This is a genomic window from Methylophilus sp. E2MeOHC9 (assembly GCF_058744375.1).
On sequence record NZ_CP196024.1, the window covers coordinates 2962152 to 2979145 of the forward strand.

16 protein-coding genes are annotated in these 16994 nt (G+C 47.7%); 6 read left to right on the forward strand and 10 right to left on the reverse strand.

Features of this window, described 5'->3' with window-relative positions; genetic code table 11:
- The first annotated feature begins 130 nt into the window (after positions 1 to 130).
- From leuS to nadD, 5 genes are all read left to right on the forward strand, one after another.
- Positions 131 to 2746, forward strand: coding sequence for a leucine--tRNA ligase (leuS, locus tag ACSSVF_RS14135; RefSeq protein ID WP_492404310.1), 2616 nt, complete (start codon positions 131 to 133; stop codon positions 2744 to 2746).
- Positions 2747 to 2749: 3 nt separating this feature from the next.
- Positions 2750 to 3316, forward strand: a complete 567-nt coding sequence (locus ACSSVF_RS14140) for an LPS-assembly lipoprotein LptE (RefSeq protein WP_492404312.1) — start codon at positions 2750 to 2752, stop codon at positions 3314 to 3316.
- 3 nt (positions 3317 to 3319) lie between these two features.
- On the forward strand, positions 3320 to 4363 hold the full coding sequence (gene holA / locus ACSSVF_RS14145; RefSeq protein ID WP_492404314.1) for a DNA polymerase III subunit delta: 1044 nt from the start codon (positions 3320 to 3322) through the stop codon (positions 4361 to 4363).
- A gap of 39 nt (positions 4364 to 4402) precedes the next feature.
- Positions 4403 to 5659, forward strand: a complete 1257-nt coding sequence (locus ACSSVF_RS14150; RefSeq protein WP_492404316.1) for a glutamate-5-semialdehyde dehydrogenase — start codon at positions 4403 to 4405, stop codon at positions 5657 to 5659.
- A gap of 91 nt (positions 5660 to 5750) precedes the next feature.
- The gene (gene nadD, locus ACSSVF_RS14155) at positions 5751 to 6392 is read left to right on the forward strand and encodes a nicotinate-nucleotide adenylyltransferase (protein ID WP_492404318.1); all 642 of its coding nucleotides are present in this window, start codon (positions 5751 to 5753) and stop codon (positions 6390 to 6392) included.
- Positions 6393 to 6717: 325 nt separating this feature from the next.
- On the opposite strand, the gene ACSSVF_RS14160 is transcribed toward nadD, so the two are convergent.
- The 8 genes from ACSSVF_RS14160 to hxsA2 form a co-directional block, all read right to left on the reverse strand.
- Positions 6718 to 7287 (reverse strand): hemerythrin domain-containing protein, encoded by a 570-nt coding sequence (locus ACSSVF_RS14160; protein ID WP_492404320.1) that lies wholly within the window; start codon positions 7285 to 7287, stop codon positions 6718 to 6720.
- Positions 7288 to 7630: 343 nt separating this feature from the next.
- Positions 7631 to 8086 carry a YaiI/YqxD family protein gene (locus ACSSVF_RS14165; RefSeq protein WP_492404322.1) on the reverse strand — a complete coding sequence of 152 codons (456 nt, stop codon included), beginning with the start codon at positions 8084 to 8086 and terminating at the stop codon, positions 7631 to 7633.
- The gene (locus ACSSVF_RS14170; protein WP_492404324.1) at positions 8086 to 9618 is read right to left on the reverse strand and encodes a DEAD/DEAH box helicase; all 1533 of its coding nucleotides are present in this window, start codon (positions 9616 to 9618) and stop codon (positions 8086 to 8088) included. Before ACSSVF_RS14170 ends, ACSSVF_RS14165 begins: the two co-directional genes overlap by 1 nt.
- 268 nt (positions 9619 to 9886) lie before the next feature.
- The gene (locus ACSSVF_RS14175) at positions 9887 to 12091 is read right to left on the reverse strand and encodes an OsmC domain/YcaO domain-containing protein (protein ID WP_492404326.1); all 2205 of its coding nucleotides are present in this window, start codon (positions 12089 to 12091) and stop codon (positions 9887 to 9889) included.
- Between the two features lie 288 nt (positions 12092 to 12379).
- On the reverse strand, positions 12380 to 13537 hold the full coding sequence (hxsC, locus tag ACSSVF_RS14180; protein WP_492404328.1) for a His-Xaa-Ser system radical SAM maturase HxsC: 1158 nt from the start codon (positions 13535 to 13537) through the stop codon (positions 12380 to 12382).
- Entirely contained in the window at positions 13534 to 14991 is a 1458-nt protein-coding gene (gene hxsB, locus ACSSVF_RS14185; RefSeq protein ID WP_492404330.1) for a His-Xaa-Ser system radical SAM maturase HxsB, read from the reverse strand. Before hxsB ends, hxsC begins: the two co-directional genes overlap by 4 nt.
- Positions 14984 to 15292, reverse strand: coding sequence for a His-Xaa-Ser system protein HxsD (gene hxsD / locus ACSSVF_RS14190; RefSeq protein ID WP_492404332.1), 309 nt, complete (start codon positions 15290 to 15292; stop codon positions 14984 to 14986). Before hxsD ends, hxsB begins: the two co-directional genes overlap by 8 nt.
- On the reverse strand, positions 15293 to 15574 hold the full coding sequence (gene hxsA2 / locus ACSSVF_RS14195) for a His-Xaa-Ser repeat protein HxsA2 (protein ID WP_492404333.1): 282 nt from the start codon (positions 15572 to 15574) through the stop codon (positions 15293 to 15295). It abuts the gene before it with no gap.
- Between the two features lie 399 nt (positions 15575 to 15973).
- Here hxsA2 and ACSSVF_RS14200 point away from each other — a divergent pair, with 399 nt between their 5' ends.
- The gene (locus ACSSVF_RS14200) at positions 15974 to 16186 is read left to right on the forward strand and encodes a hypothetical protein (RefSeq protein WP_379035536.1); all 213 of its coding nucleotides are present in this window, start codon (positions 15974 to 15976) and stop codon (positions 16184 to 16186) included.
- A gap of 134 nt (positions 16187 to 16320) precedes the next feature.
- Here the strand turns inward: ACSSVF_RS14200 and ACSSVF_RS14205 are convergent, their stop codons facing one another.
- Together ACSSVF_RS14205 and ACSSVF_RS14210 are read right to left on the reverse strand one after the other, a co-directional pair.
- Positions 16321 to 16707 (reverse strand): type II toxin-antitoxin system VapC family toxin, encoded by a 387-nt coding sequence (locus ACSSVF_RS14205; protein WP_492404336.1) that lies wholly within the window; start codon positions 16705 to 16707, stop codon positions 16321 to 16323.
- Between the two features lies 1 nt (position 16708).
- A complete protein-coding gene (locus ACSSVF_RS14210; protein ID WP_492404338.1) occupies positions 16709 to 16951 on the reverse strand; it encodes a type II toxin-antitoxin system Phd/YefM family antitoxin in 243 nt (80 codons plus the stop codon).
- Positions 16952 to 16994 lie beyond the last annotated feature (43 nt).

Genomic DNA, 16994 nt, shown 5'->3' on the forward strand with positions numbered 1-16994 from the left:
ACATGGTTATTTACTGGTTCATATGAACCAAATACAACCGTTAGCTTGCTGCCGTTACACGTCCTCACACACCACCAGCCGCAGGGTTCTCAGGTATAATTACGCTTTTCGTCATTGCGTCCCAATCCCCATGCAACAGCAGTATCCATTTAAAGAAGTCGAACAACAGGCACAGCAATTCTGGGGCGCCAGACAAAGCTTTTTAGCCAAGCCGGAAAGTAACAAACCCAAGTACTACTGTTTGTCCATGTTTCCTTACCCCAGCGGTAAGCTGCACATGGGCCATGTGCGCAATTACACCATTGGCGATGTACTCAGCCGCTACCATCACATGAAGGGTTTCAACGTGTTGCAGCCTATGGGTTGGGATGCGTTTGGCCTGCCTGCCGAGAATGCGGCGATCCAGAACAAGGTACCGCCAGCGCAATGGACGTATGACAACATTGCCTACATGCGCAAACAATTGCAGTCACTCGGCTTTGCCATTGACTGGAGCCGTGAACTGGCGACCTGCCAGCCTGAATATTACAAATGGAACCAATGGCTGTTCCTGCGTATGCTCGAAAAAGGCATTGCTTACAAAAAAACCCAGGTGGTGAACTGGGACCCTGTCGATCAGACCGTACTCGCCAATGAGCAGGTGATTGATGGCCGCGGCTGGCGTACCGGCGCACTGGTCGAAAAACGTGAGATCCCCGGTTATTACCTGAACATCACCGGCCATGCCCAGCAACTGTTGGATGACCTGGACAAACTGCCTGGCTGGCCCGAGCGTGTCAAAACCATGCAGGCCAACTGGATAGGCAAAAGTGTGGGCGTACGTTTTGCTTTCCCGCATACCGTTCAAAATAATGAGGGCAAGCTGATTGATGACGGCAAGCTATGGGTGTTCACCACCCGCGCCGATACCATCATGGGCGTGACTTTCTGTGCAGTGGCCGCCGAGCACCCGTTAGCCACGCATGCCGCGCAAAACAACCCTGCCCTGCAAGCGTTTATCGATAAATGCAAGCAAGGGTCTGTCATGGAAGCCGATATGGCGACCATGGAAAAAGAAGGTATGGATACCGGCCTGACCGTGACGCATCCGGTGACTGGCGAACTAGTGCCGGTCTGGGTAGGCAACTATGTGTTGATGACCTACGGTGAAGGCGCTGTGATGGCCGTGCCTGCACATGACGAACGCGATTTTGGCTTTGCCAAGAAATATAATCTGCCCATCAAGCAGGTCATCAGCGTCATGGACCAAACCTTTGACAATAGCGCCTGGCAAGAGTGGTATGGCGAGAAGAGTAAAGGCGTGTGCATTTACTCGGGCAAATACAACGACCTCAACTATACACAAGCGATTGATGCAGTGGCTGCCGACCTGGCTGAAAAAGACCTGGGCGGCAAACAGACCAATTGGCGCCTGCGTGACTGGGGCATTTCCCGTCAACGTTACTGGGGCTGCCCTATCCCTATCGTCCATTGCGAAAGCTGTGGCAGCGTACCGGTGCCGGATGACCAGTTACCGGTCAAACTACCGGAAGACTGCGTGCCTGATGGTTCTGGCAACCCGCTCAACAAGCGCGAAGACTTTTTAAATTGCGCCTGCCCCAGCTGCGGCAAACCAGCCAAGCGCGAAACCGACACCATGGATACTTTTGTCGATTCAAGCTGGTATTACGCGCGCTATGCGTCCGGCTTTAGTGCAGACGCCATGGTTGATGCGCAAACCAATCACTGGATGCCGGTAGACCAGTATATCGGCGGCATTGAGCATGCCATTTTGCATTTGCTGTACTCGCGCTTCTGGAGCAAAGTGATGCGCGATCTCGGCCTGGTCAATTATGACGAGCCGTTTGCCAACCTGCTGACGCAAGGCATGGTGCTTAACCATATCTTCTCGCGCCGTACGGCAAAAGGCGGCATTGAATACTTTGCACCCGAAGAAGTCGAACTCATCCAGGATGAGAACGGCAAGACGACCGGTGCCAAACTGGTTGCCGATGGTTCTGCCATCGATTACCAGGGCATAGGCACCATGTCTAAATCCAAGCGTAACGGCGTGGACCCGCAATCACTGATAGAACAATACGGCGCGGATACCGCACGTTTCTTCATGATGTTTGCGGCACCACCGGAACAAACGCTGGAATGGTCTGACAGTGGCGTCGAAGGCTCGCATCGTTTCCTGAAACGGGTGTGGAACTACGGCTATGGCCTGTCTGACACACCGGCAGCAGAAATGCCTAACAAGCTGACTGGTGAACTGGCTAATCACAGGCGAGAGATCCATACCGTATTGAAACAGGCCAATGTCGATCTAGCAAAACTGCAATTCAATACCGTGGCTTCTGCCTGCATGAAGATATTGAATACGCTGGAAAAGGTACAGAAAGAGGCAGAAAAAGACTGGTCAGCGGTGGCGTTTGAAGGCTACAGCATTCTGTTACGCGTGCTGTCACCGATTGCCCCGCACATTGCGCAAGTCATGTGGCAAACCCTGAACCTGGGTGAAGATATCCTGGCTGCCAAATGGCCAGAACCTGCCAACTCAGCGCTGGTGCAGGACGAGGTAGAATATGTCGTGCAAGTGAATGGTAAATTGCGCGGCAGTATCAATATCCCCAAGAGTATGGCAAAAGAACAGATTGAAGCCACTGCCGTCAACCAGGACTTTGTGCAAAAATTCCTCAATGAAGGCAGCGTCAAAAAAATCATTGTGGTGCCAAACAAATTGATTAACATCGTCGTTGGCTAACCCATGCCAGCGTTGAATATCGTAGAAAGGATGACCATGCTGCTTTCCCGCCTGACACCATTGTCGCTGAACCGGTTTTCGTTGAGCCGGTTTCTGCAAAATTGTGGCTGGATGGTATTACTGGCAGCGTTGACCTCATGCGGTTTTCAACTACGGCAACCTTCACCCATCGCGTTCAAGAGCATATTCATTTCGGGCAGCTCCACTATTTCTGCACCTTTACGCAAAGCGCTGACTGAGCAAGGCATTAAACTGGTGGAGAGCTCGGAAGATGCCGAGTTACAACTCGAATTGCTGAAGGAAGAAAACGAGCAGCGCATTCTGTCCCTGAGCGGTACCGGTGTGGTGCGGGAATACGAACTGTATTATCGCGTGCAATACCGCACCAAGGCAGCAGGTGAGCCAACCTGGTCACTGCCGTTAGTGATGGAAGGCCGCCGTGACTATACCTATAATGACGCCAACTTGCTGGCTAAACAGACAGAACAAAAACTGCTGACTGAAAGCATGCAAACCGACGTGTTGAATGGTATCTTGCGCCGTCTATCAGTCCTGAAAAAAGCCGAGTAAGCGATGCGCATTCAAGCTGCGCAACTGTCACAGCACCTGCCACCGAAACAGCATTTATTCGTGCTGGCGGGTGACGAGCCGCTCTCAATCACTGAATCCCTTGATCAGATCCGCGCAGCAGCCAGACAACATGGCGCACAGGAACGCGCCAGTTTTTCAGTCGAGCGTTATTTCAACTGGGGGCAAGTCAGCCAGTTTCTGCAAAGCTTCTCCCTGTTTGCCGAGCAACGCATACTCGAAATCAACATCCCGACCGGCAAACCCGGCGTTGAAGGCGCGAAAGCCCTGCAACAATTAGCCGAGCTGCCAGCGGCAGATACCACCATTATCATCACCTTGCCTGCGCCTGACCGCGACATGACCAACAGCGCCTGGTACGAAGCCCTGTTACAACAAGGTGTGGTTCTGATTCATAACCAGGTGCCGCTAGCGCAACTGCCGGATTGGATAGGCCAGCGGCTTGCCTTGCAACAACAGACAGCAGATGAAGTGTCACGCCGCTTTATTGCCGAGCAGGTTGAAGGTAATTTACTGGCCGCGCACCAGGAAATCCAGAAACTCGGATTGTTATATCCGCCCGGCCCCTTGTCTGAAGAAGCCATCCGCCAATGTGTACTCAATGTCGCGCGTTTCGATGTGTCGCAATTGGGCGAAGCCATGCTGCAAGGCGATCAAAGCCGCATCCTGCGTATCATTGAAGGCCTGCGTGAAGAAGGCGAAACCGCAGTCACCGTCATGAACCCGCTGGTGTGGTTATTCCGCCCCCTGTTGCAAGTGCGTATTGCCATGCAAAACGGGCAATCGCTGCAAAATGCCCTGACCCAGGCCAGGCTGTTTGGTGACCGCCAGCAATTAGTTAAACGTGCAGTGGAATTTTTACCGCAAAAACATATCGAAGCAGCACTACAAAAATTGTCAGATATCGACCGCATGGCAAAAGGTGTAGGCGATGGCGATGCGTGGCTGGAGTTATCGCGTTTGTGTACTGGCATTGCCAGGATGGCGGCCAGCAAATCGGCCAGAGCTGGGGCATCAAGAGCACGCTAACTTTTAGGGTGAAGCTGGTTTAGGATAAAATAACAAATTATGGACATTCAACACTATATGAAACAGCTGGGAGAGCAGGCGCGCGCCGCCTCCCGTTTGATGGCTAAGGCAGATACCAACACCAAGAACCAGGCCCTGCGCAATATCGCCACCCTGATCCGCCAGCATGAAAAAGCCCTGCTCGCCGCCAACCAGCAAGACCTGGACGCCGCCAAAGCCAATGGTATGGAAGCCGTCATGCTGGACCGCCTGGCCCTGAGCGAAAAATCCGTGGCAACCATGGCAGAAGGCCTGGAACAAATCGCCAGCCTGCCAGACCCTATCGGCGAAATGAGCAATTTCAAATACCGCCCTTCCGGCATCCAGATCGGCCAGATGCGTGTGCCACTCGGAGTGATCGGCATTATTTACGAAGCCCGCCCAAATGTGACGGTGGATGCTGCCGGTTTGTGCATCAAATCCGGCAACGCCTGTATCTTGCGTGGCGGTTCTGAAGCGATTCATTGCAATCAGGCTTTGGCCAAGCTCGTCCATCAGGGCTTGCAACAGGCGGGCCTGCCACAAGCCGCGGTGCTGGTGGTTGAAACCACAGACCGCGCGGCGGTGGGTGAACTGATCACCATGAAACAATATGTAGATGTGATCGTGCCACGTGGTGGCAAAGGCCTGATCGAGCGTATCAGCAGTGATGCGCGCATTCCAGTGATCAAACACCTGGATGGCAATTGCCATATCTACGTCGATGATGAAGCCGACCTGGACAAAGCGGTACGCATCCTGGAAAACGCCAAGACCCAGCGCCTGGGCACCTGCAACACGGCGGAATCATTACTGGTGGCGCGTAGCATCGCCAAGACGGCTTTGCCTGTACTGGCCGAGATGCTGATCAGCAAAGGTGTGGAGATCCGCGGCTGCGACGAAACACGTGCCATTGTGAAAGAAGCCAAAGCGGCGACAGAAGAAGATTATTACACCGAATACCTGGATGCGATCATCTCGTGCAAAGTCGTCAGTGGTGTGGAAGAAGCGATCGCCCATATCAACCAGTACTCCAGCCAGCATACTGAAGCAATCGTCACCGAGAATTACACCAAGTCACGCCAGTTTTTGCGAGAAGTGGATTCCAGCAGCGTCATGGTCAACGCCTCTACCCGCTTTGCCGATGGCTTTGAGTATGGCTTTGGCGCTGAAATCGGTATTTCTACCGACAAACTCCACGCACGCGGGCCTGTGGGCCTGGATGGCTTGACCTCACTCAAGTATATCGTCCTTGGTGACGGCCACGTTCGCGCCTGACAAATGGCCTGAATCGAGCGCTTCACGGCGTTGCACGGTGCTCGACTACGCCATTTGAACATTGACTGATGCGCCGAAAGAATCATTAAAAATGGAAATCATCGGACTGTTTGGCGGCACTTTTAACCCCATCCACAATGGTCATCTGGCGCTGGCGCAAAGTGTGCTGGATAGCTTGCATTGCAGCCAGATCCGTTTTATCCCGGCCGCCATTCCCCCGCACAAAGCCATACCGACAGTCACCGCACAGCACAGAGCAAGCATGGTGCAACTTGCCATCGCCGATTACCCGCGCTTCGTTCTCGATACCTGCGAACTGGACCGCCAGGGGCCTTCTTACACCATAGAAACCTTGCACCTGCTGCGGCACCGCCTGCCGGACCAGTCGCTATGCCTGATCATGGGGCAGGACAGTTATCTTAAGCTACCCACCTGGCACCGCTGGCTTGAGCTGCTCGATTACTGCCACCTGCTGATCGTGCATAGAGCCGAGATTGAACAGTCACTACACCTGCACCCTGCGCACGCACACAAGCTGGTGGATATCACCCAGGCACCGCAGCAATTTGCAGCTCAAACACATGGCCTGATCTCTTACCTGTCTATCACCCCGCCCGATATTTCATCCACGCGCATACGCGAAGCCTTAAACCAGGCCGACCGTACAGCAATTGATGGCGTACCCGAAAAAGTACTGCACTACATCAAAGAAAATCATTTATACCAATCGTAGGACCCGCTTTCATAGACACTAGCGGCCTCCAAGCTACTAATAAACCCGGGATTCTCCTCGGCCATTTTCGATCAAAACCCGTCATTCTGGCGGAGGCCAGAATCAAGGCCAGGTTAAATACTAGCTTGCTTACCACAAATAGCCATGCGGGAAAATTAACCAAGGCTGGATGCTGGCCTCCGCCAGAATGACGTCGAATTTTTGCATTGGGTGATTGAATTTAGTTTTATTGACTCTTTCTAGCCTACACAATAAGAAAGACTCAGCGGCATTATCGCTGAGTCTTTTTATGGCTATCCTGCAGAAATGTCGCTTCTAGCAAATACTAGTGTTTTGATGGCACACCTATCAGTGTTTTTAACTGTTGCAGGTCGATTTCACCATTGGCGCCATTCAGCTTGCCCAGTATTTCTTCTTTGCGGGCGGTAAAGGTCACTGCCAGTGCACGCAGATCCAGTTCCTTGGACTTTCTCACCTCAGGGAACATTTCTTCCTCCTCCTCATCCACATGGTGAGTAATGTACTCGCCCAGCACAGTCACTTTGGCATCGTACATAGGGTCTGAAGCATCCATAGACTGGATCTGGGCGATCAAGTCTTTAGCACTCTCATGCTCAACGATGCCTTCATTGATCAGCGCGTCATCTTCGGTTGCAGCCAGTGCACCGGGATAAAAAATCTCTTCTTCGGCAAGGGTATGGGCGATCAATTCGGCACAGATTTTATTGGCAAGTTTCACCTTGGCTTTTGTGTCTTGTTTTTCGGCCAGTTTATCGAACTGCTTGAACAGTTTTTTAACCTCGTCATGATCATTTTTCAGTAACACGATGACATCGTGTTTTACGGCAGTCACTGCTGCTGATTTCTTTACTGGTGCATTTGCGGCTGTTCTCATGGTAAATCTCCTGGTAAGTAGCGTTGAATCCGTCTATCAATCCAGCCATTCGCCTATCGAATGACCTTTTTATTAGCCTCCATCATGCGTACTTAGCGCTAAACACACCATGCATTTTCTGCTGAATTTACTGTAGGAAAAGTCACACAAACGCCTACCTTAAGCATGAGGCGATGCTGAGATAGATTGACGCCAAATAAGGGTGCAACAAATTAGGCATTCAATCAGGTGAAATTGCTGTGGGAGGTACTTAAGAATGATGGAACACCACCACCAGGGGTTTGACTTATAAAAATTGAAGCGCTAAGCATGCGGGCTAAATCAGGCGCCCGTCACTCCCAGGTCAAGCGCTACGCTGTTGCCGCGCTAAGAATTGGTCCAACTGTTTGGCAAACGCGTGACGGTCGGAAGACTGCATGGCATTGGGGCCCTCGGTTTGTACACCGCTGGCGCGTAATGACTCCATAAAATCGCGCATCGCCAGCCGCTCACGGATATTTTCCGTTGAGTAAAACTCTCCGCGCGGATTCAGGGCATGGCCGCCTTTTTCAATCACCTGTGCGGCCAGCGGAATATCGGCAGTGATCACCAGGTCACCCGCCGTTAGCGCCTTCACAATCTCATTGTCTGCCACATCAAAGCCTTGGGCGACTTGCATCGCCTTCAGGTAAGGCGATGGTGGCACAAATAATAATTTATTCGCCACCAGCGTGGTGGCTATCTTGGCGCGCTCGGCTGCCCGGAACAGGATCTCCTTGATCACCACCGGGCAGGCATCGGCATCCACCCAAATATGCATTAGCGGCCTCTGGGTTTATTCCTGTTGGCGGCATGATTGCCCTGGCCGTTGGCAGGGTTTGCACCAGGCCTGGGGGTGAACAAAGCGCCAGCAGGCTTGTTGCCACCCTGGCGGTGTTGCGCAGACGCATTCGCCTGGTTGCCATTGGCCGCATTTCCTTGCGCAGGACGGTTTTGGTTAGGCTGACCTGACCTGTTTTGGCCAGGCTGACCTTGCGCCGGGCGTTGACCATTCTGTTGCGATTGCGCCGGTTTTCCGCCAGCAGCTGGCTTGCCTTGACCCTGACGACCCTGGTTAGGGCGCCCCTGGCTCTGACGGCCTGGGTTCTGCCCACGTGGAGGCCTGTCCGGCTCTTCACTGCCTTTTGCCGGTGGCTCAAAGCCTTCTACCTCCACGCGTGGGATCTCACGTTTAATCAGCTTCTCGATGTCTTTCAACATTTTGAGTTCTTCGCGATCTACCAGTGAAATTGCTGCGCCAGTGGCACCGGCACGGCCAGTACGGCCAATACGGTGCACATAGTCTTCCGGCACATTCGGTAATTCAAAATTCACCACTTGCGGCAGTTGGTCGATATCCAGCCCGCGTGCGGCAATATCTGTCGCCACCAGTGCCGGAATCGCACCCGCTTTAAATTCAGCCAATGCCGCCGTACGCGCATTCTGGCTCTTGTTGCCATGGATCGCCATCGCCGGGATACCATCCTTGACCAGCTTTTCCGCCAGACGGTTAGCACCATGCTTGGTGCGTGTGAATATCAGCACCTGCTTCCAGTTATTCTGCTTGATCAGGTGACTGACCATTTCGCGTTTGTGCGCTTGCGGCACCATGTGCACACTCTGCTCGATCAGCGCGTTCGACGCATTACGGCGCGCCACTTCCACCAGGTCAGGCGCATTCAGCAGGTTATCCGCCAGCTGCTTGATCTCGTCAGAGAACGTCGCCGAGAACAGCAGGTTTTGCCGTTTTTTAGGCAGCAGGGCCAGCACTTTTTTAATGTCATGGATAAAACCCATGTCCAGCATACGGTCGGCTTCATCCAGCACCAATATCTCGATGCCGGACAAATCCAGCGCCCGTTGCTGCACTAGGTCAAGCAACCGGCCAGGCGTCGCCACCAGGATATCCACCGGCTTTTTCAGGCGGGCGATTTGCGCATTCACACTCACGCCACCAAATACCACCAGGCTTTTCAGTGGCAAATACTTACCGTAAGTCGTCACTGACTCACCAATTTGCGCCGCCAGCTCGCGGGTAGGTGAAAGAATCAGGCAGCGTGGTTTGCCAGTTGCCGTATTGACTGGGCTTTCAGATAAACGATGCAGGATCGGCAAGGTAAAGCCGGCCGTTTTACCGGTACCGGTTTGTGCGCCCGCCAGCAGATCGCCGCCGCGTAACACGTAAGGGATAGCTTGCGCCTGGATAGGCGTCGGCACGGTGTAGCCGGCATCGGTAATGGCGCGTTGCACAGGCGCACATAAATTTAAATCAGCAAACGTCACGTTTGCAGGGGTATTGTTTTCTATGGACAAAGTAATTCACTTATAGAGCGTGCGCGGCCCATATGAAATAAGGCCACACAACAAATTATTAGGCGCTGGTCTGTTGCGACTCGCAACACCAATCTGGACAAACGAAGATGATATTTCTAGAGGTTTGCTAGGCCGCTGTGATGATTGGAAGGTCACAGGGTGGTGGCATTATACGCGCTATTCGCCAATTTCTAGTGTTTTGAATATATTTGGTTTTTTACAGCACACACCATGACAACCTGGTCACAGGCAGTCATGGGTTATTATCTTAACGGTCTGTCGCTACGCTTTTTCCCCGCGCCGCATGCAACTTCCTGTAGCTATCAATCAGGCGATGATGCCTGTCCAGCCCTTCCAGTTTCATACTGGTAGGTGTCAAGCCATAAAAATGCACACTGCCATCTACTGAGCCAATCACCGCATCCATTCGGGCATCACCAAACATACGGCGGAAATTGACTTCATAGTCTGCCAGTTCCAGCTCGTCATCCAGCATCACTTCTAGCACCACATTCAATGCCTGGTAAAACAAGCCGCGTTCCAGCGTATTGTCGTTGTACTGCAAAAAGGCGCCAACCAGATCCTGTGCCTCTTCAAATTGCTGCAAAGCCAGGTTGATCAATAACTTTAATTCCAGCACGGTGAGCTGGCCCCAGGCCGTGTTCTCATCAAACTGAATACCGATCAGGGTGCCGATATCACCGTAATCATCCAGCTCGCTATTTTCCAGACGATCCAGAAGTGCTTCCAGGCTGGCATCGTCCAGTGTGTGCAGGTTCAGGATATCTTCGCGGAACAATAGGGACTTATTGGTGTTATCCCAAACCAGGTCTTCTACTGGGTACACCTCAGAATAGCCTGGCACCAATATGCGACAAGCAATCGCGCCTAGCTGATCATATACCGCCACATACGTTTCTTTGCCCATGTCAGCCAACATCCCAAACATGGTCGCGGCCTCTTCAGCGATAGCATTTTTGCTCTTACCTGAGAAATCCCACTCAACGAACTCGTAATCCGATTTGGCACTGAAAAAGCGCCACGACACAATGCCGCTGGAATCAATAAAGTGTTCGACAAAGTTATTCGGCTCAGTCACTGCTTCGCTGGCAAAGGTCGGTTGCGGCAAATCGTTGAGGCCTTCAAAACTGCGGCCTTGCAGCAATTCGGTCAGGCTGCGTTCCAGCGCAACCTCCAGTGTCGGGTGTGCGCCAAAAGACGCAAACACGCCGCCAGTACGCGGGTTCATTAAAGTCACACACATCACCGGGTATTCACCGCCCAGCGATGCATCTTTCACTAATACCGGAAAGCCCTGCTCTTCCAGCCCTTTGATACCCGCCACAATGCCAGGATATTTCGCCAGCACTTCCTGCGGCACATCCGGCAAGGCGATTTCACCTTCAATTATTTCGCGTTTCACTGCCCGCTCAAAAATCTCGGATAAACACTGCACCTGCGCCTCGACCAGCGTATTGCCTGCACTCATGCCATTGCTGGCATACAGGTTCTCCACCAGGTTAGATGGGAAATAAACCACCTCGCCATCTGACTGCCGCACAAAAGGCAGCGAACAGATACCGCGCTCGGCATTGCCGGAATTGGTGTCTACCAGGTGCGAACCACGCAGCTCCCCATCGGGGTTGTAAATCTCCCGCGTGTATTCATCGAGTATCTCTTTCGGCAGCGCATCTTTACGGCCAGGTTTGAACCAGCGCTCGTTCGGGTAATGCACAAATTCGGCATTAGCGATCTCCTCACCCCAGTACGAGCCGGCATAAAAATGATTGTTACTCAACCGCTCGATATACTCGCCCAGCGCCGAGGCCAGCGCGCTTTCCTTGGTTGCACCTTTTCCGTTAGTGAAGCACATCGGCGAATGCGCATCGCGGATATGCAGCGACCACACATTGGGCACAATATTGCGCCACGAAGCGATTTCAATCTTTATACCCAGGCTCGCCAGCAGGCCAGACATATTGGCGATGGTTTGTTCTAAAGGTAAATCTTTGCCGGTAATGTAAGTGAGCGCATCAGCCGCCGGATTCACCATCAGCAACGCCTGTGCATCCGCATCCAGATTAGCCACTTCTTCAATAATAAATTCAGGCCCGGCTTGCACCACCTTCTTCACCGTACAGCGGTCAATAGAACGCAAAATCCCCTGGCGGTCTTTGTCGGAGATATCAGAAGGCAACTCAACCTGAATCTTGAAAATCTGCCCATAACGGTTTTCAGGGTCAACGATATTGTTATGCGAAAGACGGATATTCTCGGTAGGGATATTGCGCGTGTTGCAATACAACTTCACAAAATAAGCCGCACACAAAGCCGATGAAGCCAGAAAGTAATCGAACGGCCCCGGCGCCGAGCCATCGCCTTTATAACGGATAGGCTGATCGGCTATCACAGTGAAGTCATCGAACTTGGCTTCAAGACGTAGCTTATCGAGAAAATTGACTTTGATTTCCATGGGGGAGAATTCCGAGAATGCTGCAAAAAATGCTGAGGGCGCTATTATCTCTCAACAAGATGATGCCGCCTAAAGATAAATGGCAAGCTTCTGATTAAATGCGATTTTTAGAAAATGCTGACTAAAACGTCCACACTTCAAATGGCTTTGCTTTTGGCCGTGCCCCCCCTTTCCTCATTAGCACTACACTTTGCTTGTACTAATAAAACTAAAGTCATAATCATATTAATGGATATTTAAAATATGAAGAATTGAGACTCCAGATGAAAGTAAGTAAAAATTGATTCTTTACAAAGCTCTAATATGATCGCTATATCGGTGTTGCAAACTAGATGAAAAGAATCCACCGCAATCATGTAATTTAGTACAACCATCACATTCAGGTGCGAATTCATTTTTCCAGTCTGAAATAGATTTTTTATAAAAAGGCAAAACATCTGCATTGACAGTACAAAGCTGGTGGTTATAAACAGACGTTGTTAATCCATAACTACTTAAAATATTAACTGCATCACTTAAAATGTCCTTATATTCAAAAGGATCTATCCAAAGACTATCCAAGTTTGCTCGCGTAAATCCCATCATTTCCAACCCCATCAGAGCCACATGATCAACAAACAATAAATTTCGCCCGATGAATTCACATAGGTCTGATAAGCCTTCAATTGATTGCTTGTGAATAACAACTCTAATTTCGACTTTTTGATTTAATTTTTTCAGATTTAAAACACCAGCCAACGTTTCATCTAAAGCACCTGAACTTTGAACTATATAGTCGTGTGTTGAGGGATTTGATGAGTAAATTGGGATACCTACCATCATGTCAAAATGATTAATATCGGCATATCTTTTAGCAAAATCTATGTTTTTAAAAGATCGTCCATTGGAAAGAATATGGATACCAGTTTGAGGTAGGTGGCTTTTAGTAAACTCTAATAACTCTAAAAACTTCTCTCCAAACAACGTGGGTTCCCCTCCAGAGAAACCGATTTCCTTAGTATTTTTAGGTATTAACTTAATGAGATTAAAAGCTTCACTTAATAAATAAGAATCGTCGTGATTTTTAGGCGGCTGTGAACACATTAAGCAATAATGATTACATTGCTCTGTAATCATTATCGTATTATTAGTCGCCATTTTGCGGTATAGAACTCGTATGTGTTCTTTATTTGGTGTGATACGAACAATATCTTCATCATTCAAGTAACTAAACTCATCTGGCAAAACAGTAAAGTTCTCACCCTGAGAAAACTCTACTTCATGGACTAGCGACTCAAACGTAATGTAATGTGAAAATCCCTTAGGAGCATTCGTGGACCTAGCAATAAATGCTTTATCGCTTCTTAAAACCTGAGGTAAGTTTGGATTAGAGCTTAACGCAAATAACTTTGCTTTTTCAGAAACAAGTTCATGAACTTGAATTACTTTACCTCCGAGTTTTATCATCGGTTAGCCCATCCGAGGAATAATTTTTTTGTATTAGAATCATTTTCCATGAGAGTAATTAAGTACTTAAAAATACTCATGTTCTTTTTACAAAACTCTGACTCAGGCTTCCGCCCTAAAAAATCCTTATGTATCGCATGGTGATAAACTGGCTCGGAACCACAGTATGGCTCAAATGCACATTCAGAACACATTGGAGCACTCAGAGTAAAAGACTCTTCAATTGCATCAAGTAATTTGTCTGAAAGAATTATATCCTCGTAAGAATCAGACAATATATTACCTAATTCAAAAGTCTTATCCCCCATTTCAGCAAGCATTCTGCTTTCATCCGAAGCATAAACTTTACCATCGTAATTAAACACAATTGCTGCAATCCCAATACCAGCTGGATTCATTAAATCAACATATCCAGACTCTTGGGCTGTAAGAATTTTCTTCAAAATTAAACTGGAGTAATACTCTGAGAACTCAACTCCATTTCGATTCAGTTCAATGATGTAATCAAGGCCAGCTTTATAAAACTGTAACCATCGGTCGGTGTTGTATGCCATAAACTTTTTTGTTTTTATCGCAAAACCGTACGGTGACAGTGGCCTTAAAAAAACACCTTTGAATCCTAGTTTTAAATATTCGTCGATAATGTCTCTAACTTTATCTAGACTCAACTCTGTAGTTGTCATCAAAGCCGAGACTTGATCATAACCAAGTCGACTTCTTGCTTGCTCTAATCCGGTAATGAATCTTTGGTAGCTATCCTTGTTTGGTCTTGGTCTATTTGAATTATGCAAAACCTCGGGACCATCTAGAGAAGTTGATATCTGGATTTTATGTAATTTACAGAAATCTAAAATTTCATCAGTCACCAAAGATAATGTGGTTGCGATTACGAATGCTAGGCTTCTGTTTGCAACCTTGTTTCTATTTTCTGCTGACTCAACAATATATTTGATAAGCTCAAAATTTAGTAACGGCTCTCCGCCTTGGAATTCAATTTTGATAGCTGGTGATGGCGATTTGAATACAAAGTCTAAAGACTTATCTGCCATTTCCATAGTCATATCAAACGATGACTTGTCCTCAGACTGTCTAGAAACTTGGCAATATGGGCAGCTATGATCACAGCGCAGAGTAACTACGAATATATGCAAATTCGTAAATTGAGAAAGTCTGGATAATTTAGTTCTCAACTTAAGAGCCAATAATTGAATTGGTGACTTTTCGTTTGGTAACCTTATAAAGTGCTTAGACCTTAGTTTAGAATATAAACGGTTAGTAACATCGAGTTTTCGATGAACTAATCTTTCTAAGTCGTCATTCTCAACTAGCAGATACTCTCCAACAAAGTTAGTGATAATGTAACTTTCATCATCAAATCTATCAAACTTAAAGGGCAGCAACTCATAAGATGAGTCTTTTATAGAGTAACTTTCAAACCCTTTAAATTTACTCAATTTTTTGCAGATCCGTATTCAAGAAAGTGGCACTTAGTATTAAATTTCTGACAGTCTCCGTTTCTTTTGAAATCAACTGCCGAAGATGCTGATCAAGAATCTCCTTCTTAAAATCTGCTTCTATTTTTTGGAAGTAAGTATCGGAGTGTTCGCCATCTATGCTGATATGACAAAGTATCGCGCCATCATTTAACTCAAAATCTACAGTGAGTTTATTAATTAAGCGATAGGCTGCCTTCTGTATCGTTTCAACAGAATAAATACGCTCATCAAATTTGAGCGTAAATGTTTTTTTGCTCACTTAATAGCCGGATGAATGTGAACGATGAGATGAATGCGAGCTATGTGAGGAGTGAGAGCGATGAGCCGCATAAAAAATGCCATCACTATTTGGTTGAAGAACGAACTGTAATGCAGTTTTATCGCTAAAGTCGAACTTCTTAAATTCGACTGCCTCAATTTCAAGCAAATTAGTTTTCGCTTGATCATCAACTGAAACATTATCAATTGGCTTAGCATTTGATTGATTTGCTGTTAAAGCGCTTGCTAATACTGCCAATGGCAAAAGATATTTTCTTTTCATGATGATCCTCCCAAATATATTTATTTTTAGGAAAACTAACATAAAATTTATATTTACGTCCATAAATTATCATTTCAAATAATATTAAAACGATGTAAATATTGGTATATTTACCAACTTAATTAGTGAACTTAAATTTGTTTTCTTAAAATCAACAAGTTAGAAATATTTCAAAATTATTTATCTCTATCAAATCAAAAAAAGTGTTTAGGCATAAATGCAAATTACATTTAGGACTGGAATCGAAGTTAATTTATGCAAATCACCCTTTAAAGCATTGAATTAAATATGAAAACACTATCTTCAATGTATATACATGTGTAAAAAACTCTGATATCGTGCAAATTATTAAAAAATTACTGTGATTTACACAGAGCGAGACTCGGGGTGACATTAAAAATGTTAGAGCATAATTCTGGGAAATATTTGTATACGATACGCAGCGCGAATGGCGTGTTGGTTGAGAATTTGCAGGTGTATGGCAAATCCCGCACTGAGGCGGATAACAAGATTCGGCAGATGTATTTGCGTTGTGACATTATTAGCTGCGGCCTGATTGAAGATATCAGGGCACGTGTGCCGAACTTGAAAATGAATTGGGTACGACCATAACGGTTAGATAAGACTGGCTTTAAGAACCAGGCATGTTTTAAAACTCAAAAGGCGCTTTTATAAGCGCCTTTTTTATTGTGCTTTATAACCATAAGCACTAAACCTTTAGAACGCGTTTGTTTTGTGTTTAAGTATTAAACATTCACCAATGCCACTGGATACTGCGCCACCACACTATCAGCTGTTACTAAAGTCACACCTTCGACTAATGTTTGCGATAGCAGCATACGATCGAATGGATCTTTATGAATATCAGGCAAGGTTTCAACGTTAATGGCGTGGGCGCTGTTGATTGTAATTTCTTTAAAACCGTTATCCAATAAGCTGCGTCGCAATACGGCTAGATCAACCTTGAAGTCAGTGCGTCCCAGTTTATTTTTGATCGCGATTTCCCATAAGCTAGCGCTACTGAAATATAGTTGGTTATCAGGGTTTTCAATAAGTGATTTTGCTTTGTTTGAAAGCTGATCAGACCCTTCCGCCGCCCACAGCAGAATATGGGTATCTAACAATAGTTTCATGTTATTCAAGCCCAAACAGGTTGGCGATTTCAGTTTTACCCATGTCGTCAAAATCATCGGGGACTTTGATTTGGCCTTTCATAAAGCCGATTCGCCTGAGAGGTGGTGTTTCTGGCCAATCGAGCTTGATAACCTTAACCAGCGGTTTACCTGCTTTTGCGATAATAAAAGCTTCACCGTTCACAGCTTGATCAACCAGCTTGGAAAGTTGTGTTTTTGCTTCATGAATATTGATCGTTTTCATAGCAATCCACCAGACTAAGTTTAATTAGTTTAGTTTAAAACTT

Coding starts and splice junctions, on each gene's coding strand:
- ACSSVF_RS14200 (WP_379035536.1), top strand. CDS start 15,974: ATGTTAGAGCATAATTCTGGGAAATATTTGTATACGATACGCAGCGCG.
- ACSSVF_RS14160 (WP_492404320.1), bottom strand. CDS start 7,287: ATGAGAACAGCCGCAAATGCACCAGTAAAGAAATCAGCAGCAGTGACT.
- ACSSVF_RS14210 (WP_492404338.1), bottom strand. CDS start 16,951: ATGAAAACGATCAATATTCATGAAGCAAAAACACAACTTTCCAAGCTG.
- leuS (WP_492404310.1), top strand. CDS start 131: ATGCAACAGCAGTATCCATTTAAAGAAGTCGAACAACAGGCACAGCAA.
- ACSSVF_RS14165 (WP_492404322.1), bottom strand. CDS start 8,086: ATGCATATTTGGGTGGATGCCGATGCCTGCCCGGTGGTGATCAAGGAG.
- ACSSVF_RS14150 (WP_492404316.1), top strand. CDS start 4,403: ATGGACATTCAACACTATATGAAACAGCTGGGAGAGCAGGCGCGCGCC.
- ACSSVF_RS14175 (WP_492404326.1), bottom strand. CDS start 12,091: ATGGAAATCAAAGTCAATTTTCTCGATAAGCTACGTCTTGAAGCCAAG.
- holA (WP_492404314.1), top strand. CDS start 3,320: ATGCGCATTCAAGCTGCGCAACTGTCACAGCACCTGCCACCGAAACAG.
- nadD (WP_492404318.1), top strand. CDS start 5,751: ATGGAAATCATCGGACTGTTTGGCGGCACTTTTAACCCCATCCACAAT.
- ACSSVF_RS14140 (WP_492404312.1), top strand. CDS start 2,750: ATGCCAGCGTTGAATATCGTAGAAAGGATGACCATGCTGCTTTCCCGC.
- hxsA2 (WP_492404333.1), bottom strand. CDS start 15,574: ATGAAAAGAAAATATCTTTTGCCATTGGCAGTATTAGCAAGCGCTTTA.
- ACSSVF_RS14205 (WP_492404336.1), bottom strand. CDS start 16,707: ATGAAACTATTGTTAGATACCCATATTCTGCTGTGGGCGGCGGAAGGG.
- hxsC (WP_492404328.1), bottom strand. CDS start 13,537: ATGATAAAACTCGGAGGTAAAGTAATTCAAGTTCATGAACTTGTTTCT.